This window comes from Kitasatospora sp. NPDC008115, assembly GCF_042957205.1.
In the GTDB taxonomy this organism is placed as follows: Bacteria; Actinomycetota; Actinomycetes; order Streptomycetales; family Streptomycetaceae; genus Kitasatospora.
Window position 1 is genome coordinate 109,581 of record NZ_JBIBHU010000016.1, and the last position, 23,271, is coordinate 132,851.

Consider the following 23,271-nt stretch of genomic DNA (forward strand, 5'->3'; position numbering starts at 1 on the left):
TAGCCGGGCGGACGGCCGGCGCGGTACCGGATTTCCCCGGTGCGCCGGCCCGGACGCGCCGGGGACGGACGTGCGGGTCAGCCGTTGGCGGGCCCCGCGAGGGCGCGGGCCAGGTTCTCCAGGGCCGGCAGCGCGTGCATCACGGCGTCCCGGTCGCCGGGGGAGAGGGTGTCCAGCGCGGAGGCGATCCGCCGCTCATGAGCCCGCTGCCAGTCGTCGAGCTGGCGCCGCCCGGCCGGGGTGAGCGCGATCCGCGCCGTGCGGCGGTCCCCCGGATCGGTCTGGCGGTCGACGAACCCGGCGTCCAGCAGCTTGCCGACCAGGCCGCTGACCGTGTTGGGGGCGAGCCGCTGCCGGGCGGCCAGCTCGCCGACCCGCAGCGGGGCGGCGGCGAGCGTCTGGAGGAGTTCGACCTGCGCCATCGGCAGGGACTCCCACGGGTAGTCGGTGCGGATGCTGCTGCGCAACGCCCGCCGCAGCCGGGTCACCGCGTCGGTGAGCCGCCGGGCACGCTCGATCGCCGCCGGCTCCACGTCCTGCGGATCGGCGGCGGGTTCGGGAACAGACGGTGACGACGGCATGGCCGACAGCGTAGCGCCTGGTTCCGACGCCGCCGGACCGCCCCGGACGGGTCGGGGACGACCGGCCCCGCTCCGCGACGGGCCGGTCGCACGCAGATCAGATCGTAGATAGAACATATCTGTATCCGATATATTTCGCCGTATGAACGCGGCGTCGACCCTCACCGCCCGGCTGCTCACCGAGCGCGCCCGGCCGCACGGCATATCCGGCTGGCGGCACGCCCACTGGCTCGCCGTCGGCACCGTCTGCCTGGGCGCCTTCCTCGGCCAGTTGACGGCCAGCATCACCGCTCTCGTCTACCCGGCGCTCCAGCGGCACTTCGGCACCGGCTTCGCCGCCGTCGAATGGGTCGCCCTCGCCTACCTGCTGGTCCTGGTGGCGCTGCTCGCACCGGTCGGCCGGCTCTCCGACCTGGTCGGCCGCAAGACCGTGTACATCGGCGGATTCGCCGTCTTCGGCCTCGCCTCGCTCGCCGCCGGGTTCGCCGGCGGCCTCGGCACCCTGGTCGCCTGCCGGGCCGTGCAGGCCGTCGGCAGCGCGATGATGCAGGCCAACAGCGTCGCGCTGGTCGCCCGCGGCGTGCCCGAGCACGCGATGCGCCGGGCGCTCGGCATCCAGGCCGCCGCCCAGGGCCTCGGCCTGGCGCTCGGGCCCAGCCTCGGCGGCCTGCTGGTGGAGCACGCCTCCTGGCGCTGGGTGTTCTGGATCAACGTGCCGGTCGCGCTGGTGGGCATCCTGGCCGGGTGGTTCCTGCTGCCCCGCACCCGGCGCCCCGACGCCGCCGGCCCGGTGCCGCCGCCCCGCCGGGCCGTCCGGACCGACCGGACCGACCCCGACGGCGGACGCTTCGACCTGGCCGGCCTGCTGCTGCTCGCCGGTTCCACCACCGCGCTGCTGCTCGCCCTCTCCGCCGCCTCCGGCCTGCCGTTGCCCGGCTGGGTGGTCGCCGCCCTGCTGCTCGCCACCGTGTTGCTCGGACTCGGCCTGGTCCGCCAGGAGCGCCGCGCCACCCGGCCGATCCTCGCCCCCGGCCTGGTCAACACCCCCGGGGTGCGCCCCGGCCTCGCCGTCTCGCTGATCGGCTACCTGCTGCTGTTCTGCCCGCTGGTGCTCGGCCCGGTGCTGCTCGCCGAGGCGGGCCTGCCGACCGGACAGGCCGGCCTGGTGATCACCGTGCTCCCGGCCGCCTTCGCGGTGGCCGCGACGGTGGGCGGCGCGCTGCTGCCGCGCGGTTGGTCGGACGTCGCCCGCTGCCGCTTCGGCGCCTCGCTCACCGGGGCCGGGCTGCTGGGCTGCGTACTGCTGCCGGTCGCGGGCGCACCCGCCCTGGCACTGGCGTTCCCGCTGCTGGTGGCCGGCGGCGGACTCGGCCTGCTGCTGCCCGCCAACAACGCGCTGGTGATGCGGGCGATCCCGGCCGAGTGCTCGGCCGTCGGCGGCGGCATGGTCAACATGGCCCGCAGCCTCGGGACGGCGCTCGGCACGGCGCTGCCCGTGCTCGGCGTCCACCTCGCCGGACCGGTGCCGGGCGGCCGGGCGGTGCTGCTGGCGCTGGCCGCCGTGGCGGGCCTGGCCGTGGCGCTCAGCCGGCCGGTGCGGCGGCGCTGAGCACACCGGAACGGCCGGGGCGGTGGACGGAGTGAACCGTCCACCGCCCCGGCCGTCGGGTACGTCGGAAGTGCCGGATACGCCGGATACGCCGGATCAGGAGGCGGGCACGCCGGGGGCGGCGCCGCGGTCCTTCAGCATGTCGGTGATCAGACCGATCTCCGAGGTCTGCCCGTTCACCATCGACTGCGCGAGCCGCTTCTCGGTCTCGTTGCCCGCCATGTCGACATAGCCCTGGGCCATCTCCACGCCGCCCTTGTGGTGCTCCAGCATCAGCTGGAGGTAGAACACCTCGGCGTCCCGCCCGCTGAGCGAACGGAGCTTGGCGAGCTGCGTGTTGGTGGCCATGCCGGGCATCAGCGAGCCGTCGTGCACCTGGTAGTCGGCGCCGTGGCCGTGGCCGCCCATCGCCATCCAGGCCATCGGCTTGGCCGCGGAGTGCTGGGTCAGCCCCCACTGGTCGAGCCAGCCCATCATCATGCCGCGCTGGTTGGCCTGGGTGTTGATGATGTCGAAGGCCAGGGTGCGGGTCGACTCGTCCGACGTCCGGTCGCGGATGATGAACGACAGGTCCACCGCCTGCTGGTGGTGGGTCGACATGTCGCGGGCGAACCCGGCCTCGGCGGAGTCGTCCGCCGGGGCGCTGACCGAGGAGGACCCGGAGGCGGACGTCCCGCCCGCCACCAGGGCCGGCACGCCGAGCGCGAGGGCGAGCGCGGCGGCCAGCGCGGCCGGCCACCAGATCCGCCGGCGCGAGGCCGCGCGGTCCGTCGCCGCCGCGGAGTCCTCGGCGCTCTCCGGGTTCTCCGCGTGCTCGGGGCTCCCCGTGTGCTCGGTGTTCCCGGCGTTCGCCCCGGCGGCGGTCACATCGCCCCCATCGTGCAGGAGGCGCCGGGCTCCTGGGTCTGCTTGCCCTGCACGTACTTGGTGAAGAACTGCTCCACCCGGGGGTCGCCGGCGCTCTCCACGGTGAGCTGGGTCGACCAGGCGCTCAGGGTGATGGTGCCCTGCTCGTCCGGGTACGGGCTCATCAGCGAGTACGGGGTGGCCTTGACCTTCTCCGACAGGGTCTTGATGTCGTCCGGGGTGGCCTTGCCGTTGTAGGTCACCCAGACCGCGCCGTGCTCCAGCGAGTGGACGGCGCGCTCGTTCTCGACCGGCTGGTCGTAGACGGTGCCCATGCAGTCGGCCCAGATCGCGTTGTGGTCGCCGCCGACCGGCGGGGTCTGCGGGTAGGTGACCTTCTCCTTGACGTGGTTGCGGCTCAGCTCGCCGAAGGTCTGCACGCCGTCGATCGGGGCCGCGGCGGCGGCCTCCTTGGCCTTCTTGTCCTTGTTGGCGTCGACCACGATCCAGGTGCCGGTGGCTATCGCCGCGATCACCAGCGCACCGGCGACCGTACCGGCGACGATCTTGTTGCGGCGGTCACGGCGCTGCTCGGCGGCGCGCAGCTCGGCGATCCGAGCGCGGCGGTCGTTGCTCGCCTGCTTGGCGCTGGGCTTGTTGCTCTGTGCCTTCGACTGCTTGGAGGCGGAACCCATGTGGTGTCCTTGTCCCCACCGCGCATCGGGCGCGGCGGTCTGAAAGAAGTGGCGGGAAGGGGCGGATCCGTCGGTCCCGCCCGCCCGTCCGGCGACGTGTCGGTCGACGGGGGAGGGGCCGGGGCCGGCGGCGGGTTCCGCTCAGGACCGGTGTACTTGGAGTTCGTGCAGGTCGGGCGCGGGGTGCGGGCCGACCAGCAGCCCTGCGGGCACCACCCGGGGCAGTGCCTCGGGGGCCTCCGCCAGGGGCGCCGCCGCGGGTTGCGGGTGCGGCGGCGGATTGGGGAGCTGGGCGTCCTGGGCGCAGTACGGGTGGCTGGAGCAGCCGTTGTTGCGGTGCGGCGGGTCGCCGTCGACCGAGCACCAGGTCCAGTGCCGGTGGCTCTCCGCGCGGATCCGGTCGCCGAGGGTCTGCGGCACGGTGTCCGGACCGGTGGCGGCGCTGCCGTACGGGTGGGCCGGGGCGGCCGCGGTGGCGTTGTCGGCTGCCGGAGCCGTCGGGGGACCCACCAGGGGGCCGGTCGGGACGGTCGCCGGGGAGCCTGCCCGCTCGGCCGTGACCGCCTTGGCGTGCGCCGCGCAGGGCAGCGCCGTCAGCAGTCCGACCAGAAGAAGGATCCACAGCGCGCCCACCGGGCGGACCGCCAGTGCGGCCCTCCCCGGTCGGGGGTTGCTGGGGGCCGACGCGGTCATGCGCACATTTAATCAGCCGAACGAGTGAAGCGATCCCTCTCCTCGGTCCTCATTTTCCGGGCCGGAGCCACCGGAATACCCCGGAAACACCCTGGTCGGGGCGGTTCGGTCGACTGTGGGAGGAACGGAAACGAAACGGGCGGCGAACCCCGTGATCGATATCGGCCGATGTGCGCGCGGTTGTGGTCGAAACCCGGACAGCGCCCTTGTGCTTGGGGACAATGACGTCGAGCCAGCGACCAGGAGCCGCCAGATGACCAAGCAGGGTGCACCCGCGCAGCAGGAGCAGCACCGGCCGGACGACGGCTGGTGGGACACGGTCTACGCGGGCCCCGCAGGCACCCTGCCCGACACCCCGGACGCCGATCCGGGGGAGGGCAGCGTCGACGACTGGTTCGAGACGGCGGCCGGCCTCATCGGGCAGCAGCGGAGCGCGCCCGAGGAGGAGGCGGAGGAGAAGGCGGCGGAGGCGGCGGAGGCGGTGCTGGAGCGGGACAGCATCGACGACTGGTTCGACACCGCCGCCGACGTGATCGCCCCGCAGCCCCCGGCGGCCGACGAGACGCACCGCTTCCCCGCCCCCTCCTGGGCGGCGGACGCCCGGGTGCCGGAACCGCGGGCCAAGCCTGCGGCGGAGGCTCCGGCCCCGGAGCCCGAACCCGAGCCCGAGCCCGAGCCCGAGCCCGAGCCCGAACCTGAGCCCGAACCCGAACCTGAGCCCGAAGCTGAACCGACAGCCGTCGAGCCCGAGCCCGAGCCTGTCGTCGTCGAGGCTCCCGCGCCGCGGCCGCCTTCGCGGCCCGGGCGGGACGAGACCGCGCCCGCCGTGCCGCACGTCGGCGAGCGTCCGCCCACCTACGGTCCCGAGCCGACCGCCGTACCCGAGGCCGACCCCGGTTCGCTGGGCGGCGTCGTCGCCGACACCGTGCTGGAGGGCGCCCAGTACGCCGCCACCACACTGCGGGCGGTCTCCGTCCGGGGCGACTCCGCCCGTTACCGGGGCGAGCCCCGGCGGGACTCGCTGCTGGTGACGCGGTTCGGGGAGGGTTCGGACGGTCTGCTGCTCGCGGTGCTCGGCGGCTTCGACCACGCGGGGCCCGCCGCCGAGCGGGTCGCCACCGCGGCCGCCGAGGCCTGCCGTCAGCTCGCCGGCGCGGTCGGCCGCAGCCGCGAGGGCCTGGCCGCCGACCTGCGCGACGGCGCCCGCGACCGGCTCCGCTACGGCCTCCAGCGGCTCGCGCTGAGCGCCGTCGCCCCGCTCCGCGCCCTGGAGCCGGAGAGCGCGGCGGACGGCGCGGACGCCGAGCCGTCCTCGGCCTCGCTGCACTGCCTGCTGGTCTCGCTCGACCCGGAGGCCGGCTACCGGGCGGCGTTCGGGGTCGGCCCGGGCGGGCTGTACCTCCTGCGGTCGGGCCACTGGATCGACGCCTACGCGGCCCGCCTGCTGCACCAGCCCGACGGCCAGCCGCCGACCCCGGAGACCCCGGCGCAGGACCCGCGCCCGTTCCGCTTCCGGATGGTCCCGGCGACCCCGGGCGACATCCTGCTGCTCTGCACGGCGGGCCTGTCCCGCCCGATCACCGACGAACCGGCCGTCGCCCACTTCCTGGCCTCCCACTGGGCCCACCCCTTGCCCCCGGGCACCGTCGACTTCCTCCGCCAGGTCCAAGTCCGCGCCAAGGGCTACACCGACGACCGCACCGCCGCCGCCGTCTGGACCGAGTAACACCCCCAAGCCGACACCCTCGGCCGCCGCCCCCCGGCGGCGGCCTCTTGGCGGGGTGCGTGCGGGGCGGGGCCAGGGCACGGGACCCGGGGTCAGGGTGAGGTGGGGCCCAGGAGGGTGGTGCAGGCGGTGGTGGCGAGGTGGTGGGTGCGGGGGTGGGTGGTGCCGGGGAGGCCTAGGGCGAGGGGGACGGCGAGGCCGTCGAGGAGGGCGCGGATCTGGACGGCGCGTTCGGTGGCGTCGCAGGGGGCGAAGCGGGCGGTGGCGGTGCCCTCCTCGATCAAGGCGACCAGGTCGGCCTGCCAGGGCGCCTCGATCTCCAGCTGTCCCCGCCGCAGCTCCTCGCTGGCGGGGGAGCGTCCCCACACCTCGACCCAGAGGATCCAGCGCGGGTCGCCGGGGCCCTCCGGGAGGTAGAGCGTGGTGTACTCCGCCAGCCGCCGGTGGACGTCGTGGCCGTGGTCGGCGAGCATCGCGCGGCGGCGGTTGCCGAGCTGCTCCTCGCTCCACCGGAGGGTCTCCAGGAGCAGCTGGTCCTTGCTGCCGAAGTAGTAGAGCAGGTGCCCGGCGCTCATCTGGAGCTGCTTGCCGAGGCCGGCCATGGTGAGTTTGGCGAGCCCGTGCTCGGCGATCGCGGCGCGCGCGGCGGCGAAGACCTCCTCGCGGGGGCGGGCAGGTCGGCGCGGGCGGGCGTCGGCCATCGTTGCTGCTCCTCCGGGCTCAAGGGGGCCTTCACGATACCGATCGTGGCCGGCGGCCCACGGAGCGGGACGGGAGTCGGTTCGTACCCGCGCTCCTGCGGGTACGAACCGACCAGGACTTCCCCGACCCGAGGGGGTGGCCATGGCCACGATGATCGCCCTGTTCGCCGGGTTCGCCGTTCTGGTGACCGGCCTGGCGGCGTACCTGCACCGGCGCCGCAACGGCCCGACCGAGAACCTCGACGGGATGCTGGCCGAGCAGGAGCGGACGGCCCGGCTCAGGGCCATCCGCTCCTCCTACAGCTCGATCGCGATGCACAGCTCCCACGGACTCACCACCGACGACCTGGGGAGGTACCACCGCTAGGGCGTGTCTTGCGGATCTTTGCCGGGTCCGCGGCGCCGGGGCACGCACCTCGCCGCGTTGTCGTCGGTCGCCAATGCTCCGCAGTGGCTCCCTCCTCCGCCTTGCGATGCACGCACCCCAACGCCGCGGCCTGATCCGACAAGATCCACAAGACACGCCCTAGGGGAGACAGGAGGCCCGGGCGGGGTCAGGCCTTCGGCTGCTGCTGCGTGATGCAGTGGATGCCGCCGCCGTTGGCGAAGATCTCGCGCGCGTCGACCAGTTCGACCGTGCGGCCGGGGTAGGCCTCGGCCAGGACGGCGGCGGCCTCCTGGTCGCGCGGGTCGTCGAAGGCGCACAGCACCACGGCGCCGTTGGCGACGTAGTGGTTGATGTACGAGTAGTCGACCGGCTCGCCCTCCTCGTCCAGCAGGACGGTGGGGGCGGGCAGCTCCAGGACCTCCAGCGGGCGTCCCTGGGCGTCGGTGGAGGCCCGCAGGATCGCCACCAGCTCCCGGCACACCTCGTGGTCGGGGTGCGCCGGGTCGGGCTGGACGTGGGCGACGACGACGCCGGGGCGCACGAAGGAGGCGACGATGTCGATGTGCCCGCGGGTGCCGAACTCGTCGTAGTCGCGGGTGAGCCCGCGCGGCAGCCAGATCGCCTTGGTGGTGCCGAGGAAGGCGTGCAGCTCGGCCTCGACCTCCTCCTTGGTCCAGTCGGCGTTGCGGCCCTCGCCGAGCTGGACGGTGTCGGTGACGAGTACGGTGCCCTCGCCGTCGACGTGGATGCCGCCGCCCTCGTTGATCAGCCGGGAGGCGAACCGCCGGACCCCGGTCAGCTCGCCGATGTGCTCGGCGATGTGCTGGTCCTTGTCCCAGCGGGCCCAGGACTGCGCGCCCCAGCCGTTGAAGATCCAGTCGGCGGCGGCCAGCCCGCCCTTGCCGTCGACCAGGAAGGTCGGGCCGATGTCGCGCATCCAGGCGTCGTTCAGCGGGCGCTCGACGATCTCGACCGCGTCGGCGACGTACTTGCGGGCCTCCGCCGTCTCACCGGTGTTCACGACCAGGGTGACCGGCTCGTACCGGACGACGGTGTCGGCGACGTTCGCCCAGGCCTCGCGCGCCGCGTGCAGCTGCTCGGGCGTGTCGAAGGTCGGGTTGTCGGTCGGGAAGGCCATCCAGGTGCGCTCGTGCGGGTGCCACTCGGCGGGCATCCGGTAGCCGAGCGAGGCGGGGGTGGGGGTGGTCATCGCGGCGTCCTTCGGTGGGGCGGGGAGGGTCGGAGGAAATCAGAGGAAGTAGAGGCGGCTGAGCGAGACGCGGTCGGCGGGCTCGGAGCGCAGCGGGGCGCCGTCGAGCGAGACCAGGCCGGTCTCGGTGACCTCGACGCGGCCGGTCCGGGTGTTGCGCACCAGGTCGCGCGGGCCGATGCCGCGGGTGTGCCGGACGCCGACGCGCCGGCGCCGGGTGGGCAGGCCGTCGGCGGGGCGGTCGAGGTAGGCGGCGTCGGCGGCGGCCCGGGCGACGAAGGCGACCGAGATGTCGGCGGCGGTGGCGCCGTGCGCGCCGAACTGCGGGCCGAGCACCAGGGGCTCGCAGCGGTCGGTGGAGGCGTTGGGGTCGCCGACCACGCCGTAGGCGGGGAAGCCCGCCTTGAGGACCAGTTGCGGCTTGGCGCCGAAGTGGTCCGGGCGCCACAGCACGATGTCGGCGAGCTTGCCGATCTCGATCGAGCCGACCTCGTGGGCCAGGCCGTGGGCGATGGCGGGGTTGATGGTGAGCTTGGCGATGTAGCGCAGGACGCGTTCGTTGTCGTCGCCGCTCTCGACGGTGCCGAAGCCGCCGTCCAGCGGGCCGCGCTCGGCCTTCATCTTGCCGGCCATGGCGAAGGTGCGGCGCACGGTCTCGCCGGCCCGGCCCATGCCCTGGGCGTCGGAGGAGGTGATGCCGATGACGCCCAGGTCGTGCAGCACGTCCTCGGCGCCCATCGTGCCGGCCCGGATGCGGTCGCGGGCCATCGCGGCGTCGCCGGGCAGGTCGGTCTTGAGGTCGTGGGCGGAGACGATCATGTCGAAGTGCTCGCCCAGCGCGTCCCGGCCGAACGGCAGGGTGGGGTTGGTGGAGGAGCCGATGACGTTCGGCACGCCCGCCATCTTGAGCACGTTGGGCACGTGGCCGCCGCCGCAGCCCTCGATGTGGAAGGCGTGGATGGTCCGGCCCTCCAGCACCTTGAGGGTGTCCTCGACGGACAGGCACTCGTTCAGGCCGTCGGTGTGCAGGGCGACCTGGACGTCGTACTCCTCGGCGACCCGCAGCGCGGTGTCCAGGGCGCGGGTGTGGGCGCCCATGTCCTCGTGCACCTTGAAGCCGGAGGCACCGCCCTCCGCCAGGGCCTCGATCAGCGGGGCCTCGTCGGAGGAGGAGCCGCGGCCGAGGAAGCCGATGTTGACCGGCCAGGCGTCGAAGGCGTTGAAGGCGTGCCGCAGCGCCCACGGCGAGTTGACGCCGACGCCCCAGACCGGGCCGAACTCCTGGCCGATGATCGTGGTGACGCCGGAGGCGAGCGAGGCCTCCATGATCCGCGGCGACAGCAGGTGGACGTGGGTGTCGACGGCGCCGGCGGTGGCGATCATGCCCTCGCCGGAGACGATCGTCGTCCCGGTGCCGACGACCACGTCGACGCCGTCCACGGTGTCGGGGTTGCCGGCCCGGCCGATCGAGGCGATCCGTCCGGCGATCAGGCCGATCGAGGTCTTGCGGATGCCCAGGACGGCGTCGATCACCAGGACGTTGCTGATCACCACGTCGCAGGTGTCGCGGACGGCGGCGGGCTTGAGGTGCAGGCCGTCGCGGGCGGTCTTGCCGAAGCCGGCCAGGAACTCGTCGCCCGGAGCCTGCGAGTCGGACTCGACACGGACGATCAGCCCGGAGTCGCCGAGCCGGATCCGGTCGCCGGCCCGCGGGCCGTGCACGGAGATGTAGTCGTGGGGGGTGATGGACGTCACGACTCGGCCTCCACGTCGTCGAAGTGGGTGAGGTAGCCGGTGGCGCGGGCCTTGGCCAGCGCGGCCTCCTTGGCGCCGGGGGCGTCCAGCGGGCCGTCGACCAGGCCGGCGAAGCCGATCGCGACCCGCGCGCCGCGGATCGGGACCAGGCCGACCTCGACCGTGGCGCCCGGGTCGAAGCGCACCGAGGAGCCGGCCGGGATCGCCAGGTGGGTGCCGTAGGCGGCGGCGCGGTCGAAGGCGAGGCGCGGGTTGGCCTCGAAGAAGTGGAAGTGCGAGGTGACCGAGATCGGCACCCCGGAGGTGTTGTGGACGGGCACCACGACGGTCTCCTCGACCGGGTCGTAGCCGTCGCCGTCACCGAGCAGCGCGCCGCCGGGGGCCTCGTCGCCGAGCGAGCCGGCGCCCCGGAACGGGTCGTTGACCACGGCGAGGCGGGTGCCGTCGTCGAAGACCGCCTCGACCTGGACCACGGTGACCACGTCGGGCACGCCGGGCAGCACGTCGTCGGCGGTGAGCACCGAGCGGCCGGCCTCGATGGCCTCGGCGAGGCGCCGGCCGTCCCGGGCCGCCTCGCAGACGGTGTCGGCGATCAGCGCGGTCGCCTCGGGGATGTTGAGGCGGACGCCTCGGGCGCGGCGGGCGCGGGCCAGCTCTGCTGCGGTGAAGATCAGCAGCCGGTCCCGCTCGGTGGGGGTCAGTCGCACGGTTCCTCGCTCGCGGTCGCCGGGAGAGGGGGTGAGGGTGGTTAGAACGGCGTTCAAACGACTCCGGTCATTGAACCCGGAGCCGCCCGCCCTGTCCAGCCTTGCCGCTCCCGCGGCGATCGGCCCGTCGACGGACCCCGGCGGGGCGCCGCCGGAGGTCGAAAACCGCCCGTACGCTTCGCAAACCTGTCCGGCGCGGCCGGTTGGATCACGCGAAGCGCCCCGTGCCCCTTTCACCCCAGGTGATCGCCTGGGCACTGTTCCAAATGCCGAAAGCTGGGCATGAGGATGGTTGGTCAGTACCAAGGGGGCCGACCGGCCGGCGGGGGATCCGGACCGACGGCCAGGAACGAGGGCGGGGGCAGGGGTGATGGACGGTCAGTCGCGATTCCCGCGGCAGCGGACAAGTTCGGGGGGAGCCTTCCGGGTGACCGGGGGTCAGGGCGCCCCGACGGGCACGGCCGGCCCCGCGAACGCGGTGGGCGCGGCGGGCGTCACCCGGCCGGGCGTACCGGCGCCGGGGTGCGCGCTCAACCGCCGGCTCCACCTGGCGCTGGAGGCCGCCGACCTGGTCGGCGTCGGTGCGGTCCGCCGCCGGCTGCGCGCCGCGCTCGGCCTGTGGGGCGTGCCCGAGCTGGCCGACACCGCCGAGCTGCTCACCTCCGAGCTGGTCACCAACGCGCTGGTGCACACCGGCCAGGGCGCGGTCTTCGACGCCGTGCTCACCGGCGACCAGCGGCTGCGGATCGAGGTCCAGGACGGCACGGCCCGGCTGCCCGGCCGCCGCCGTGACCCGGACACCTGCGCCACCTCCGGCCGCGGGCTGCTGCTGGTCGAGGCGCTCGCCGACTCCTGGGGCGTCCAGCTGCGCGGCGACGGCAAGGTCACCTGGTTCGAGCTGGCCGGTATCGGCGCCTGACGACCGCGCGCAACCCCGCTTCGAGCGGGCGGGCGGCCCGGTTCCGGGCGGCGGACGGCCCGGTTCCGCCCGGGGGGAGGGCCCGTTTCGGCCGGTGGGGCGGACAGCGTTTGTCGTATGAGCACTGTTCGCTGTCGAACGATGCCCGGAAGTGAAGGCGGAAGGCAAGATTTCCGGCCCGTTGCCATTGCCGCTCGGCCGAACATTGGCCAGGATGGTGGGAATGTGTGCCCACGTGCGAGATGCGGCGGGGAGAATCCACCTCGACCACTGACCGCCCGTCGGCGCGCGACCGTCGAGCACCACCCACATACGCCACGCGGCCCGTCCGGACGGTCGGCGCGGTCCGTCACGGCAGCGGCAGGAGCAGCATGCCCACAGAGTCCGAGTCACCGGGGCCGGCCCTTCCTACCGGCCCGTCCACGGCCGGCTCCGGGCGGGCCAGACCCCCCGCGCAGGCGGCCCGGCGGCACACGCTGCGCACCGCCCCCGGCCTGGCGGCCGGCCGGCTCGCGCCGATGCTCTCCGGCGGCCTGCCGCTCTCCCCGGGCGACACCACACCGGACTGGCTGGAACCGGCGATGGCCGCCAACGGCATCGGCTCGTTCGACTGGGACATCCGCCGCGACATCCTGGAGGGCGACCAGCGCGCCTGCACCATCGTCGGCCTGGACGCCGTCGAGAAGGGCCGCTTCGACCGCTCCTCCGCCTCCTTCCTGGCCCTGCTCCATCCCGAGGACGCCCCCGTGGTGCGCCGCCGGGTCGAGCGCGCGGTCGCCGAACTCGGCCAGTGCGGCGCCTACTACCGGACGGTCGGTCCGACCGGCGCCATGCGGGCCGTCCGGTTCCGCGGCCGGGTCCTCGCCGACGCCTTCGGCCGCGCCTCCCGGATGGTCGGCTTCGTCTGGGACGCCACCGTCGAGCTTCACAAGCGCGACCGCGCCGACCGGCTCGCCCTGCTGCGCGAGGAGCGCTCCCGCTTCATCAAGGAGGCCGCCCGCGCGCTCTCCGAGGCGGTCACCGTGCGCGACGTCGCCCGGGTCTTCACCGAGCTGCCGCTGCCCGGTCTGCCACCGGACGGCCTGGTGCTCGCCTCCTTCGAGGCCGGCCGGGTGCAGATCCTCGGCGCCTCCGGCTACCGCACCGACGAGCTGTCCGGCTACGACCGCTCGATGCTGCCGCCGAGCCACCCCGCCGCCGAGGCGCTGCGCGGCCGCGCCCCGGTGTTCTGCGCCAGCCGCGAGGAGTACCGCGAGCGCTACCCCGACGTCTGGGAGCAGGCCCGCCGCACCACCCGCAGCTCCTGGGCCTTCCTGCCGCTGGTCGCCAGCGGCCGGGCGATCGGCGTCTGCGTGGTCAGCTTCGACGACGACCGCCGGCTCGACGCCGACGAGCGCACCCTGCTCTCCACCCTCGGCGGCCTGGTCGCCCAGTCCCTCGCCCGGGCCCGGCTGCACGACGCCGAGCACGAGCTGGCGGCCGGTCTCCAGCGCGTCATGCTGCCGCGCACCGTGCCGTCCGTCCCGGGCGTCACCACCGCCGTCCGCTACCTGGCGGCCGGCTCCGGCCTGCAGATCGGCGGTGACTGGTACGACGTGGTGCCGCTGCCCGGCGGCCACGTCGGCCTGGTGATCGGCGACGTCCAGGGCCACGACGTGCACGCGGCGGGCATCATGGGACAGCTGCGGATCGCCCTGCGCGCCTACGCCGCCGAGGGCCACCCGCCCGCCGCGGTGATGGCCCGGGCCTCCCGCTTCCTCGCCGACCTCGACACCGACCACTTCGCCACCTGCACCTACGCCGAGGTCAACGTCGACTACGGCGTCGTCTACGCCGTCCGGGCCGGTCACCTCGACCCGGTCGTGCGCCGCGGCGACGGCACCGCCACCAGCGTCCCGGTGGCCGGCGGATTGCCGCTCGGCATCGCCCCGGACGAGGAGTACCGGGTCACCCGCTTCAGCCTCGACCCCGGCGAGACCGTGGTGCTCTGCACCGACGGCCTGGTCGAGTCGCGCGGCATGGACCTCGACGAGGGCGTCGCCCGGCTCACCGCGGTGCTCTCCGAACCGCTCGCGGACCCGGCCGCGAGCGGCCGCGACCCGCTGGACGAACTCGCCGACCGGATCGCCTCGCAGGCCGCCGACTCCAGCGAGCGCGAGGACGACATAGCGCTGCTCCTGCTGCGCTGGGACGGCCCCGAGGGCGGTCTGGCGGCCCAGCAGCTGCGCCGCCGGATCGGCCAGGCCGACCTCGCCCGGATCTCCGAGGTCCGCGCCGAACTGCGCGACGCGCTGCGCCGCTGGGGCGTGGCCGAGCTGATCGACACCGCCGAGCTGCTCTCCTCCGAGCTGGTCACCAACGCCATCCGGCACACCGACCGGGACGCCATGTTCACCGCCCGCCTCTACCGGGAGCCGGCCGCGGACGGCGGCCGCGCGCGGCTGCGGGTCGAGGTGGAGGACGAGTCGGACCTCTGGCCGACCCGCCGCACACCGGGGGAGCAGGCCTCCTCCGGGCGAGGACTGATGCTGGTCGAGGCGCTGGCCGACGGCTGGGGCGTGGAGCCCCGGGGGACGGGCAAGCGGATGTGGTTCGAGCTCAGCGTGACGCCCGCGGAGTGAGGGCCCGGGGGGCCGTCGTCTCCGGGGGGCGTCCTCGGGGCGTCAGCCCCACTGCTGCTGAAGGTCCTTCAACCGCTGCTCCAGCTCCTCCAGCCGGGGCAGCGGAACGGTGGCCTCGTCCGCAGTGAGGTCGATGGTGCGGCGCTCGGGCCTGGCCGGCAGGCCGGGCTGGGTGACGGTGCCCTCGACGGCCGGGCGGTCCGGTCCGGGGCCGCCGTCGCCGTCGGTGGCCCCGGACGCGGCCCCGGCCGTGGCCGTCGCGGCGGCTATGGCGGAGTCCGGGCCGGACTCCAGTTGCCGGGCCGCCGGTGGGGGCGCGCCGCCGGCACCGCGTTGGCGCCAGACGCTGTTGGTGCGGTTGATCGCCCGGATCTCGGCCCGCTCGCGGCGCCCGGCCAGCTTGCGGCGCTCCTTCTCGCGGGCCCGTTCGCGCTTGTCGTCGCGGACCTCGTCGACCGCCTCGTCCAGGCTCCGCACGCCCTCCAGCAGCATCAGCGACCAGGCCGCGTAGGTCTCGCGCGGGGCGCGCAGCCAGCGGACGATCCGGATCTGCGGCAGCGGGCGGGGGACCAGCCCCTGCTCGCGCAGCGCGGCCCGGCGGGTCTGCTTGAGCGCCCGGTCGAACAGCACGGCGGCCGAGAGCGACATCCCGGCGAAGAACTGCGGCGCGCCGGCGTGGCCGAAGCCGCGTGGGGCGTGCACCCAGTTGAACCAGGCCGAGGCCCCGGCGAACAGCCAGACCAGCAGCCGGGAGCCGAGCGCCGCGTCACCGTGGCTGGCCTCGCGCACGGCGAGCACCGAGCAGAACATCGCCGCCCCGTCCAGGCCGAACGGCACCAGGTACTCCCAGCCGCCGGACAGGTTGAGGTTCTGCACCCCGAAGCCGACCAGGCCGTGGAAGGAGAGCGCGGCGGCCACGGCCGCGCAGCAGAACAGCAGCGTGTACGAGGCGCCGCCGTACAGGGACTCCTTGCGGCGGCGGCGCTCCTCGGCCCGCTCCCAGGAATCCGCGGCCTGCCCGCCGCCGGCACTTCCCCGGTTCCGGGCCAGGGCCACCAGGAGTGCGCTGACCAGCAGCACGGCAACGCCGGTGATGGCCCAACCAAGCGGTATGTCGGACAATTTCATCGCCTGGACCAGCCTCGCTTTCCTGCGTCGTCGTGATGGCGGGGACCATCATGACGGATGCCCGGGAGGAGAATGGCTGATTTCCTGTCAATGCACCGGAGAGGGGGATTTCTGGCGAAAGGTAAGTCACATCGTCATATTTTTATGGGAAAGGGGAGGCGGGAATTCCGGAGGTGACGGCGGGCGGGCCGATGGCGGGGCGTGGACCGTCCCCGACCTCCGTCAACCGCGCGTGAGCCGGGGGCAACCGGCGCACATCGCCTCGACGCGCGCGGTGTAGACGAGGCAGCAGCTGGCCCGGCACCGCTCGGGGCGTTCGGTGTGCGGAGCGGCGTCGGACGCCGGGGCGGTGAATCCGGCGCCCGGCGTGAAGGGCGCGCACTCCGGCGCACCGGGACCGTCCGCGGTGAACAGTGCGGTGAGCTCCGTCCGTGCGCGCTCCTCCTCGCCGAGCAGCCCGCCGACGTGCCAGAGGCCCTCCACCACCGCGTCCGTGGCCATCGCCCAGAGCACCCGCGGCCCGCGCCGCACCTCGGGGCGGAACGCGGCCAGCACCGGGGCAAGGAAGCCCGCCAGCGCCGCCCGGAGTTCGGCGGTCAGCACCGTCTCGTCGGGCACCGCCCGGGCCGCCCCGGCCGGCGCGGCCCCGGCCGAGGGGTCGCCGGGGAGGTGGACGAAGGCGCCCGGGCGGACCGTCAGCTCGCCGCTGCGCCGGCGGACGGACACGTCGGCGGGCGTGAGCAGCGGCACCCGGCGCTCCAGGAACCACGGCAGGGTGAACAGCAGCGAGGCGGCCCAGACGAACCGGTGCAGACCGATGCCGGCCGCCACGTCCGGCCGCAGCGCCCGACCGTAGCGGGCCAGGCCCTGCCGGGCCTCGTACGCCACCAGCTCCCGCAGCGCCGCCGGATCGGCCACCAGTTCCGCCCCCGCGATCCACCCCCGGCCGCTCCGCGGCGGCGCACACCGCACCCGCACCTGCGGCACCACCTCCCCGAGCCGCCGGTACGCGCCCGCGCCGGGTGCGGCGGGCACCCCACCCGAACCGGCGGAGGCGAGAGCGTGGGAGGCGGCAGCGGTGGCGCCGGCCGGGCCTTCGGCGGCGGGTCGGCTGGGCTGGGCATCGCCCGCAGGTCGGCCGGCGGCCACCGTGCTTCCCGGGGCGGGTGCGGCGGGCGTCGGGGTGGCAGGCGTCGGTGCGGCGGGGTGGCGGGGGTGCGCGGTGCCCGAGGGTTCGGTGGCGCCGGTGCGGACGGCGGCCGTGCTTCCCGGCGTGAGCACGGCGGGTGTCGGCGTGGCGGTCCTGGTGCCCGCAGGTCGGCCGGCGGCCACCGTGCTTCCCGGGGCGGGCGCGGCGGGCGTCGGTGCGGCGGGCGTCGGGGTGGCAGGCGTCGGTGCGGCGGGGTGGCGGGGGTGCGCGGTGCCCGAGGGTTCGGTGGCGACGGTGCGGATGGCGGCCGTGCTTCCCGGCGTGAGCGAGGCGGGTGTCGGCGTGGCGGTCCTGGTGCCCGCCGGCCCGGCGGTGGCCGGGTGCGCGGGGGCGGGGCCGTGGAAGACCGTGTGGAGGCCCGGCCGGTCGACGGCCGCGGGGGCGAGCGCGGGGGAGGGGCCGTGGCAGCGGGTGGGGGTGGTCGGCGCCGGGGGTTCGGGGGCGGGCCGGGTGCTGCTCACGGTCATGGTCGTGCCCATCGGGTCGACCGGGCGGCCGGACCGCCCGGCCTGTGCCCGGGCCGGAGCCCGTCCGCCGCCGGCATGCCCCCGGGCGGGGGACGCCGTGGCGCCGTCGCGCCGTACGTCCGGGCCCGGCCGGCCGGGGCCTGGCGGAGCCCGGGAACGGCGAGGCGAACCTGGCCGGGTCACTGCTCGACCCGGCCAGGTTAGGCTCACCTTAGCTGATCGGCCCCTGGATCTGCCTCTCGACGCGCCCGTCCGGAGGAGCGTCCGGCGCCCGCCCCGCGCCCAGTTGCCGGGCGAGCCAGACCGGTACGCCCCCGAGCGCCTGGACCAGCCGCGTCGCCTCCGCCCGCAGCCGCGCGGCCTCGGCCGGTTCGGACACCTCGGCCAGCGCCGCCAGCGCCGGTGCCACCCCCACCGTGAAGCCCAGTTGCTCGCGCAGCCGCAGCGAGGCGTCGAACCCCTCCCACGCCCGCTCGCGGTCCCCGGCGGCGAGCGCCAGGGCGGCCAGGTGCCGCCAGGTCGAGGAGCGGAGCAGTTCGTCCCCGCGCTCGCCCGCCCCGTCGTGCGCCCGCCGGTAGGCGATCCACGCCGCCGTCGGGTCGCGCAGCAGGTTCTCCGCGACCAGCCCCCGCCGGAAGTCCAGCAGCGGCCGGCCCGGTGCGTCCGGCGGCAGCAGCGCCGAGGTGCGGCCGAGCGCGGCCTGCGCCTCGTCCAGCCGGTCGCGGGCGCCGAGCACGCTGGCCACGTACGCCAGGAAGCCCCGGGCGCAGGCCGCCGCCGCGCGCTGCTCGGTGGTCGCCGCGACCGCCTCGGCCAGTCGCAGCGCCTGCTCGGCCTGGCCCCAGTTGGCGGCGGTGAACAGGCACTGCTCGATCAACAGTTCGGCCCTGACGAGCGCCGCCGCCGGGTCGCGCTCGGCGGCCGGCCGTAACAGGTCGGCGGCTTCCCGCCAGCACGCCCGGGACCGTAGCCGCCACACGGTGTCCCCCGGCTCCGGAGGCGCCGCCGGCCCCCGTGCGTCCCGGCCACTAGGGCCCCATCCGTGCTCCGACAACGCCACCTCCTTGTGTGCGCCATCCAGCAGGAAGCGGGCCCCTCCCCACTCGTGGCATGACGCGCCACAGGCCCGCGCTGTGGCGGCAATTCAACACGGGGGCGAGCTTGTGCACCAGATCACGAGCGGAGGTTGTTGCGCCCGGACGGGTTTTCGTCTAAACGATCAGCGGGCGCCCGGCCGGGCTCCGGGAGGGGCCTCAGGACGTCCAGCCGGTCTCCATCAGCGCCTCCGCGGCGCCGTTCGCGGGCTGCGGCACGCCCGCCAGGTCCAGGCTGAACAGGGCCACCAGCAGCTGTTCGCCGCGCACCGTGGCCTGGTGCGAATAGCCCGCAAGAGTGAACATCGCGGCGGCCATCTCCTCCGCGTGCAGGGTCTGCAGCCACAGGCACTCGACCGACTTCACGTCGGCGGGCTCGGTCCAGGTGTCCACCTGGGCGACCATCCGGCTGCCCATCAGGGTGACCCCGTCGCGCTCCTGGGCCTCCGTCAGCTCAAGGTCGTCGAAGCCCAGCCACTCCAGGTAGCGGGCCGCGGTGAACACGGCGTCCTGCGAGGTCCGCACCGGGTGCGGGCGGAACGGCGCGCGCCGGCGCCAGGGCGCCGCGGGGGCGCCCGCACCGGTGGCCGGCGGTGCCGCGGCGGGCGCGTCCAGCGAGTGCGCGGGGCGGGCCGGGTGCGGGTGGGAGGCCCGCGGGCCGGTGGCGGCGCCCAGCGGACCGGGGGCGGAGCCGCCGCCCAGCCGGGTCGTCCGGTCCACCGGGAGCCGGACGGTGGCCCCGCAGTTGCAGGTGAACTCGGGCTGCGGCCACTGGTCGGAGCGCCCGCAGTGCGGACAGCGCATGCTCAGCCAGGAGTCCTCCCACGAGCGGAAGCGCACCTGCACCGGCACCCCGCCGCGCAGCAGCGGCACCTTGAGCGAGGCGCCGCACGGGCAGGGCAGCGACGGCGGTTCGTAGAGGTGCTCCCGACGGCAGGCGGGGCAGCGGATCGCCCGGGCACCACCCGCCGCCCCCGGGCCGCGCCCGGCCGGGTCGTGTCCGGTGAAGTCGTCGGGCAGTCCGGGCATCGCGGGCACCGTCCGTTCGAGTCGGGGGTGGGTGACGTGTCCCATGCTCCACGAAACCCGGGGGGCGCGGCGCGGAATGGGGCAATCCTCAGGGAGGAATCAGGGGTGTGCGCTCGATCGGTCGCCGGTGAGGAGGAGGCGCCTCCCCCTTGCGCGGGAGGCGGGCCCGCGACGGGGACGAGCGGGGGCGCACGGGTGCGGTCCGGTGCGGCCCGTGAGTCACTCCGCGCCCCAGCGGGCGAGATCGGCCGGGGTGTCGAGGTCGTCCGGTGCGGCGACATCGGCGCACTCGACGAGCGTGAGGTCGTCCGGATGCGCCGCCAGCAGCGCGCGCGCCCCCGCGTCGCCGCGCGCGCCCTCCACCACCTCGGCGAAGTACCGGGCGCCGATCAGCACCGGGTGCCCGCGCCTCCCCCCGTACGCCGCGGCGGCCAGTTCCGCGCCGGCCCGGTGCGCGGCCAGCAGCCGGGCCACCGCGGCCGGGCTCACCCCCGGGGTGTCCACCAGCATCACCAGTGCCGCCGGGGACCGGGCGGGCAGCGCGGCCAGGCCGGTGCGCAGCGAGCCCCCCAGGCCGTCCGCCCAGTCCGGATTGGCCACCAGGCGGCAGCCCGGCAGATGGGCGGTCGACCGCACCCGCTCCCGGTCCGCGCCCAGCACCACCGTCACCTCCCGGCAGCCGCCCGCGCGGACCACCGCCACCGCGTGCTCCACCAGCGGCCGGCCCCGGTAGCGGATCAGCGCCTTCGGCCGCCCGCCCAGCCGCCGCCCGCCCCCGGCGGCCAGCACCAGGGCGGCGGCCACGGCATCGCTCTGTCCCATGTGCCCAGCGTGCCCGGCCCGGCGGCCGTCGCACAGCCCGCCCGGTGGCGCACAGCCCGCCCGGTGGCGCTCGGACGAGGGCACAAGCCGTCGTCGGCCGTGGTCAGCCGTCGGCGCGGGCCGCCGGCCGGGTGAAGTGCGCGCGGTAGGCGCGCGGCGTCATGCCGACCCGCTGGAGGAGGTGGCGGCGCAGCGAGTCGGGGGTGACGAAGCCGGTGCGGGCGGCCACCCGGTCGACCGGAAGCGCGGTGGACTCCAGCAGCTCCCTGGCCTGTTCGAGGCGCTGGGTGAGCAGCCACTGGAGCGGGGTGGTCCCGGTCTCGGCCTGGAAGCGGCGGTTGAGGGTGCGCACGCTCACCCCCGCGTGCGCGGCCAGCCCGGCCAGGGTGAGCGGCTCGGCGAGCCGGGCGAGGGCCCAGGCCCGGGTGGCGGCGAGCGAACTGCCGTCCGGGGCGGCCACCGGTGTCGGCAGGACCTGTCCCTGGCCGCCGTCGCGGACCGCCGAGACCGCCGCCAGCCGGGCCACCGCGTTGGCCACCGCCGCCCCGTGGTCGGTGCGCACCATGTGCAGGCAGAGGTCGATGCCGGCGGTGAGCCCGGCCGAGGTGAGCACCGGGCCGTCGTCGACGAACAGCGCCTGCGGGAGCACCCGCACCTTGGGGAAGCGGTGCTCCAGCGCGCCCGCCTGCACCCAGTAGGTGGTGGCGCTGTGCCCGTCGAGCAGTCCGGCCTGGGCGAGGACGAAGGCGCCGGTGCAGATCGAGGCCATCCGCGCGCCCCGGCCGGCCGCCGTGCGCAGGGCCGCGAGGATCCGCTCGTCGGCGTCGGCCCGCGAGGCCGAGCCGGTCACCAGCACGGTGTCGGCGTCGGCGATCGCGTCCAGGCCGTGCGGGACGACCACCTGGAGGCTGCTGGTGCTCGCCACCGGGCCAGGCTCGACCGTGCAGACCCGCACCTCGTACGCCGGGCGGCCGTCCAGCTCGGCGGAGCCGAAGACGACCTCGGGGATGGCGAGGTCGAAGGCGGTCACCGGGGGCACGGCGACGACCGCGACCCGATGGATGCCCGCGGGCGACCGGACGGACGAGTGCATGGCCAGAACCTCCGCAACCTTGGCAGCCGGAGCCCTGCCGCGTGGCGGGGCCCTGCCCGAGAGTTGATCACGGCGCCGCCCCGTCGGACGCCACCACCCCTCGGTCGAACCAGGAGCCCTTCCATGTCCTTCCACGTCGTCACCGGCGCCGGCCCCACCGGCACCGCCACCGCCCTGCGCCTGGCCGGGGAGGGCGAGCGGGTCCGTCTCGTCACCCGCCGCGGAACCGGGCCCGAGCACCCGGGCGTCGAGCGGATCGCCGCCGACGCCACCGACGCCGACGCCCTCACCGCACTGGTCGGCGGCGCGGCCTCGCTGATCAACTGCGCGGCCCCGCAGTACCACCGCTGGCTGACCGAGTTCCCGCCGCTCGCCGCCGCCCTGCTGACCGCCGCCGAGCGGACCGGCGCGGGCTACGTCATGCTCGGCAACGTCTACGGCTACGGCCCGGCGGCCGGCCCGCTCACCGAGGACCTGCCGGCCGCCCCGACCAGCCGCAAGGGCGCGCTGCGGGCGGCCCTGTGGGCGGACGCGCTGGCCGCCCACGCGGCGGGCCGGGCGCGCGTCACCGAGGTGCGGGCCAGCGACTTCATCGGCCGCGGCGCCACCTCGCTGTTCGCCTTCACCGTGGCACCGGCAGCGGTGGCGGGCGAGCCGGTCGGCTACCCCGCCGACCTGGACGCGCCGCACAGCTGGAGCTACGTCGGTGACGTGGCCGCCACCCTGGTCGCCGCCGCGCGCAACGAGGCGTCCTGGGGCCGGGCCTGGCACGTGCCCAGCACCAGCGAGGCGTCCGCCCGCGAGCTGGCCGGGCGGCTGGCGAAGGCGGCCGGCGCGCCGGAGCCGGCGCTCACCGCGGTCCCGGTGACGGAGCTCGCCGGGTCGGGCGACGAGATGCTCGCCGAGGTCGAGGAGATGGGCTACCTGTACGACCGGCCGCTGCTGCTCGACTCGTCGGCCACCCGGGAGGCGCTGGGGGTGGCGGCGACGCCGCTGGAGGCGGTGGTCGAGGAGATCGTCCGGGACCTGCGGGTGTGAGCGGGGTGTGAGCGGGGTGTGAGCTTCGCCATGATCGAAATGGTCGGTGTTGTGGTGTCTTGACCCCCTGCGGGGCGGCTGGTCTGCTGGTGCGCCGTCAGCCGCCCGCCCACCTGGGGAGTCCCCGTGCCCGCCCGCCGTACCGCCACCCTGTCCTCCTCCGCCGTCGTCCTCCTGATATCCGCCCTGGTGCTGAGCAGCTGCTCGGACGACGACAAGCAGGCGGACGGCGGCGCCACCGCCGGGTCCGGGGCGGTGGCGGGCACGGCGGGCCGGGGCACCAGCCCGCTGGAGAACCCGGACGGCACCAAGCCCGGCCTGGCGCCGCTGACTTCGGCGGAGGAGCAGAAGGCGGGCCGCGACCTGATCGCCAAGGTCACCACCGCCTCGGCCGGCCCCAAGGACGGCTACGACCGCAACGAGTTCGGCCCGGCCTGGACCGACAACGTGGACGGCATACCCGGCGGCCACAACAACTGCGACACCCGCAACGACCTGCTGGCCAGGGACGGTTCGGCGGTCGAGCGCAAGGACGGCTCGAAGTGCGTGGTCACCTCGATGACCATCCACGACCCCTACACCGGCAAGACGGTGGACTGGAACAAGAAGCAGGCCTCGAAGATCCAGATCGACCATGTGATGCCGCTGTCCTACGACTGGCAGATGGGCGCGAGCAAGTGGGAGAAGCTGAAGCGCGTGCAGATCGCCAACGACCCGCTCAACCTCATCCCGGCCGACGGCTCGCAGAACGCCTCCAAGGGCGACTCGGGCCCGTCCGCCTGGCTGCCCGCCGACCCGGAGATCCGCTGCGCGTACGCGGTGCGGTTCGCGCAGGTGTCGCTGAAGTACCAGCTGCCGGTGACGGCGGCGGACAAGAAGGCGATGCTCCAGCAGTGCGGCGGCTGACGGGCGGCTGACGGGCGGCCGGCGACGGCAGCG

21 protein-coding genes are annotated in these 23,271 nt (G+C 75.4%); 7 read left to right on the plus strand and 14 right to left on the minus strand.

The annotated features are described in order from the left end of the window. Window positions 1-77: 77 nt before the first annotated feature. Complete coding sequence (locus ACFZBX_RS21230; RefSeq protein WP_380755788.1) at window positions 78-581, minus strand: MarR family winged helix-turn-helix transcriptional regulator; 504 nt, start codon at window positions 579-581, stop codon at window positions 78-80. A gap of 142 nt (window positions 582-723) precedes the next feature. On the opposite strand from ACFZBX_RS21230, the gene ACFZBX_RS21235 reads away from it, so the two are divergent. Beyond that, window positions 724-2,190 carry an MFS transporter gene (locus ACFZBX_RS21235; RefSeq protein WP_391535307.1) on the plus strand — a complete coding sequence of 489 codons (1,467 nt, stop codon included), beginning with the start codon at window positions 724-726 and terminating at the stop codon, window positions 2,188-2,190. A 96-nt stretch (window positions 2,191-2,286) separates the two neighbouring features. On the opposite strand, the gene ACFZBX_RS21240 is transcribed toward ACFZBX_RS21235, so the two are convergent. The 3 genes from ACFZBX_RS21240 to ACFZBX_RS21250 all read right to left on the minus strand — a co-directional run bounded on the left by ACFZBX_RS21240 (window position 2,287) and on the right by ACFZBX_RS21250 (window position 4,424). Continuing rightward, complete coding sequence (locus ACFZBX_RS21240) at window positions 2,287-2,934, minus strand: DUF305 domain-containing protein (RefSeq protein WP_391535382.1); 648 nt, start codon at window positions 2,932-2,934, stop codon at window positions 2,287-2,289. Between the two features lie 119 nt (window positions 2,935-3,053). After that, window positions 3,054-3,731, minus strand: a complete 678-nt coding sequence (locus ACFZBX_RS21245) for a DUF3105 domain-containing protein (protein ID WP_391535308.1) — start codon at window positions 3,729-3,731, stop codon at window positions 3,054-3,056. Window positions 3,732-3,872: 141 nt separating this feature from the next. Then, complete coding sequence (locus ACFZBX_RS21250) at window positions 3,873-4,424, minus strand: hypothetical protein (protein WP_391535309.1); 552 nt, start codon at window positions 4,422-4,424, stop codon at window positions 3,873-3,875. 253 nt (window positions 4,425-4,677) lie between these two features. On the opposite strand from ACFZBX_RS21250, the gene ACFZBX_RS21255 reads away from it, so the two are divergent. After that, window positions 4,678-6,150, plus strand: a complete 1,473-nt coding sequence (locus ACFZBX_RS21255) for a protein phosphatase 2C domain-containing protein (RefSeq protein ID WP_391535310.1) — start codon at window positions 4,678-4,680, stop codon at window positions 6,148-6,150. 92 nt (window positions 6,151-6,242) lie between these two features. On the opposite strand, the gene ACFZBX_RS21260 is transcribed toward ACFZBX_RS21255, so the two are convergent. Next, the gene (locus ACFZBX_RS21260) at window positions 6,243-6,851 is read right to left on the minus strand and encodes a TetR/AcrR family transcriptional regulator (RefSeq protein WP_391535311.1); all 609 of its coding nucleotides are present in this window, start codon (window positions 6,849-6,851) and stop codon (window positions 6,243-6,245) included. A 142-nt stretch (window positions 6,852-6,993) separates the two neighbouring features. Between ACFZBX_RS21260 and ACFZBX_RS21265 the strand changes: the two genes are divergently transcribed. Further along, entirely contained in the window at window positions 6,994-7,218 is a 225-nt protein-coding gene (locus ACFZBX_RS21265; RefSeq protein ID WP_391535312.1) for a hypothetical protein, read from the plus strand. Window positions 7,219-7,405: 187 nt separating this feature from the next. Here the strand turns inward: ACFZBX_RS21265 and ACFZBX_RS21270 are convergent, their stop codons facing one another. Genes ACFZBX_RS21270 through ACFZBX_RS21280 form a run of 3 tightly spaced genes read right to left on the minus strand, consistent with a single transcriptional unit; the run spans window position 7,406 to window position 10,911 of the window. After that, the gene (locus tag ACFZBX_RS21270; RefSeq protein ID WP_391535313.1) at window positions 7,406-8,449 is read right to left on the minus strand and encodes an agmatine/peptidylarginine deiminase; all 1,044 of its coding nucleotides are present in this window, start codon (window positions 8,447-8,449) and stop codon (window positions 7,406-7,408) included. 39 nt (window positions 8,450-8,488) lie between these two features. After that, window positions 8,489-10,204: an urease subunit alpha gene (locus ACFZBX_RS21275; RefSeq protein ID WP_391535314.1), complete on the minus strand. Its 1,716-nt coding sequence runs from the start codon at window positions 10,202-10,204 to the stop codon at window positions 8,489-8,491. After that, the gene (locus ACFZBX_RS21280) at window positions 10,201-10,911 is read right to left on the minus strand and encodes an urease subunit gamma (RefSeq protein WP_391535315.1); all 711 of its coding nucleotides are present in this window, start codon (window positions 10,909-10,911) and stop codon (window positions 10,201-10,203) included. The genes ACFZBX_RS21275 and ACFZBX_RS21280 overlap by 4 nt, the downstream gene beginning before the upstream one ends. A gap of 427 nt (window positions 10,912-11,338) precedes the next feature. Here ACFZBX_RS21280 and ACFZBX_RS21285 point away from each other — a divergent pair, with 427 nt between their 5' ends. Both ACFZBX_RS21285 and ACFZBX_RS21290 read left to right on the plus strand, forming a co-directional pair. Continuing rightward, window positions 11,339-11,830 carry an ATP-binding protein gene (locus tag ACFZBX_RS21285; RefSeq protein ID WP_391535316.1) on the plus strand — a complete coding sequence of 164 codons (492 nt, stop codon included), beginning with the start codon at window positions 11,339-11,341 and terminating at the stop codon, window positions 11,828-11,830. 518 nt (window positions 11,831-12,348) lie between these two features. After that, complete coding sequence (locus ACFZBX_RS21290) at window positions 12,349-14,451, plus strand: SpoIIE family protein phosphatase (protein WP_391535317.1); 2,103 nt, start codon at window positions 12,349-12,351, stop codon at window positions 14,449-14,451. Between the two features lie 42 nt (window positions 14,452-14,493). On the opposite strand, the gene ACFZBX_RS21295 is transcribed toward ACFZBX_RS21290, so the two are convergent. From ACFZBX_RS21295 to ACFZBX_RS21320, 6 genes are all read right to left on the minus strand, one after another. Further along, window positions 14,494-15,579: a DUF2637 domain-containing protein gene (locus ACFZBX_RS21295; protein ID WP_391535318.1), complete on the minus strand. Its 1,086-nt coding sequence runs from the start codon at window positions 15,577-15,579 to the stop codon at window positions 14,494-14,496. Between the two features lie 222 nt (window positions 15,580-15,801). Then, window positions 15,802-17,250 (minus strand): (2Fe-2S)-binding protein, encoded by a 1,449-nt coding sequence (locus tag ACFZBX_RS21300; protein ID WP_391535319.1) that lies wholly within the window; start codon window positions 17,248-17,250, stop codon window positions 15,802-15,804. Between the two features lie 217 nt (window positions 17,251-17,467). After that, on the minus strand, window positions 17,468-18,235 hold the full coding sequence (locus tag ACFZBX_RS21305; RefSeq protein ID WP_391535320.1) for a hypothetical protein: 768 nt from the start codon (window positions 18,233-18,235) through the stop codon (window positions 17,468-17,470). A gap of 274 nt (window positions 18,236-18,509) precedes the next feature. Further along, a complete protein-coding gene (locus ACFZBX_RS21310; RefSeq protein ID WP_391535321.1) occupies window positions 18,510-19,379 on the minus strand; it encodes a hypothetical protein in 870 nt (289 codons plus the stop codon). A gap of 219 nt (window positions 19,380-19,598) precedes the next feature. Continuing rightward, window positions 19,599-20,201 carry an NTP transferase domain-containing protein gene (locus ACFZBX_RS21315; protein WP_391535322.1) on the minus strand — a complete coding sequence of 201 codons (603 nt, stop codon included), beginning with the start codon at window positions 20,199-20,201 and terminating at the stop codon, window positions 19,599-19,601. A gap of 103 nt (window positions 20,202-20,304) precedes the next feature. Continuing rightward, window positions 20,305-21,294 (minus strand): GlxA family transcriptional regulator, encoded by a 990-nt coding sequence (locus ACFZBX_RS21320; protein ID WP_391535323.1) that lies wholly within the window; start codon window positions 21,292-21,294, stop codon window positions 20,305-20,307. A 123-nt stretch (window positions 21,295-21,417) separates the two neighbouring features. Here ACFZBX_RS21320 and ACFZBX_RS21325 point away from each other — a divergent pair, with 123 nt between their 5' ends. Together ACFZBX_RS21325 and ACFZBX_RS21330 are read left to right on the plus strand one after the other, a co-directional pair. Next, complete coding sequence (locus ACFZBX_RS21325) at window positions 21,418-22,332, plus strand: NAD-dependent epimerase/dehydratase family protein (RefSeq protein WP_391535324.1); 915 nt, start codon at window positions 21,418-21,420, stop codon at window positions 22,330-22,332. A 126-nt stretch (window positions 22,333-22,458) separates the two neighbouring features. Further along, window positions 22,459-23,238, plus strand: a complete 780-nt coding sequence (locus ACFZBX_RS21330; protein WP_391535325.1) for an HNH endonuclease family protein — start codon at window positions 22,459-22,461, stop codon at window positions 23,236-23,238. Window positions 23,239-23,271 lie beyond the last annotated feature (33 nt).

Bases quoted from the DNA above. Each gene is read 5' to 3' on its own strand.
- ACFZBX_RS21230 (WP_380755788.1), bottom strand. From the start codon at position 581: ATGCCGTCGTCACCGTCTGTTCCCGAACCCGCCGCCGATCCGCAGGAC.
- ACFZBX_RS21235 (WP_391535307.1), top strand. From the start codon at position 724: ATGAACGCGGCGTCGACCCTCACCGCCCGGCTGCTCACCGAGCGCGCC.
- ACFZBX_RS21245 (WP_391535308.1), bottom strand. From the start codon at position 3,731: ATGGGTTCCGCCTCCAAGCAGTCGAAGGCACAGAGCAACAAGCCCAGC.
- ACFZBX_RS21250 (WP_391535309.1), bottom strand. From the start codon at position 4,424: ATGACCGCGTCGGCCCCCAGCAACCCCCGACCGGGGAGGGCCGCACTG.
- ACFZBX_RS21255 (WP_391535310.1), top strand. From the start codon at position 4,678: ATGACCAAGCAGGGTGCACCCGCGCAGCAGGAGCAGCACCGGCCGGAC.
- ACFZBX_RS21260 (WP_391535311.1), bottom strand. From the start codon at position 6,851: ATGGCCGACGCCCGCCCGCGCCGACCTGCCCGCCCCCGCGAGGAGGTC.
- ACFZBX_RS21265 (WP_391535312.1), top strand. From the start codon at position 6,994: ATGGCCACGATGATCGCCCTGTTCGCCGGGTTCGCCGTTCTGGTGACC.
- ACFZBX_RS21270 (WP_391535313.1), bottom strand. From the start codon at position 8,449: ATGACCACCCCCACCCCCGCCTCGCTCGGCTACCGGATGCCCGCCGAG.
- ACFZBX_RS21290 (WP_391535317.1), top strand. From the start codon at position 12,349: ATGCTCTCCGGCGGCCTGCCGCTCTCCCCGGGCGACACCACACCGGAC.
- ACFZBX_RS21295 (WP_391535318.1), bottom strand. From the start codon at position 15,579: ATGAAATTGTCCGACATACCGCTTGGTTGGGCCATCACCGGCGTTGCC.
- ACFZBX_RS21310 (WP_391535321.1), bottom strand. From the start codon at position 19,379: ATGCCCGGACTGCCCGACGACTTCACCGGACACGACCCGGCCGGGCGC.
- ACFZBX_RS21315 (WP_391535322.1), bottom strand. From the start codon at position 20,201: ATGGGACAGAGCGATGCCGTGGCCGCCGCCCTGGTGCTGGCCGCCGGG.
- ACFZBX_RS21320 (WP_391535323.1), bottom strand. From the start codon at position 21,294: ATGCACTCGTCCGTCCGGTCGCCCGCGGGCATCCATCGGGTCGCGGTC.
- ACFZBX_RS21325 (WP_391535324.1), top strand. From the start codon at position 21,418: ATGTCCTTCCACGTCGTCACCGGCGCCGGCCCCACCGGCACCGCCACC.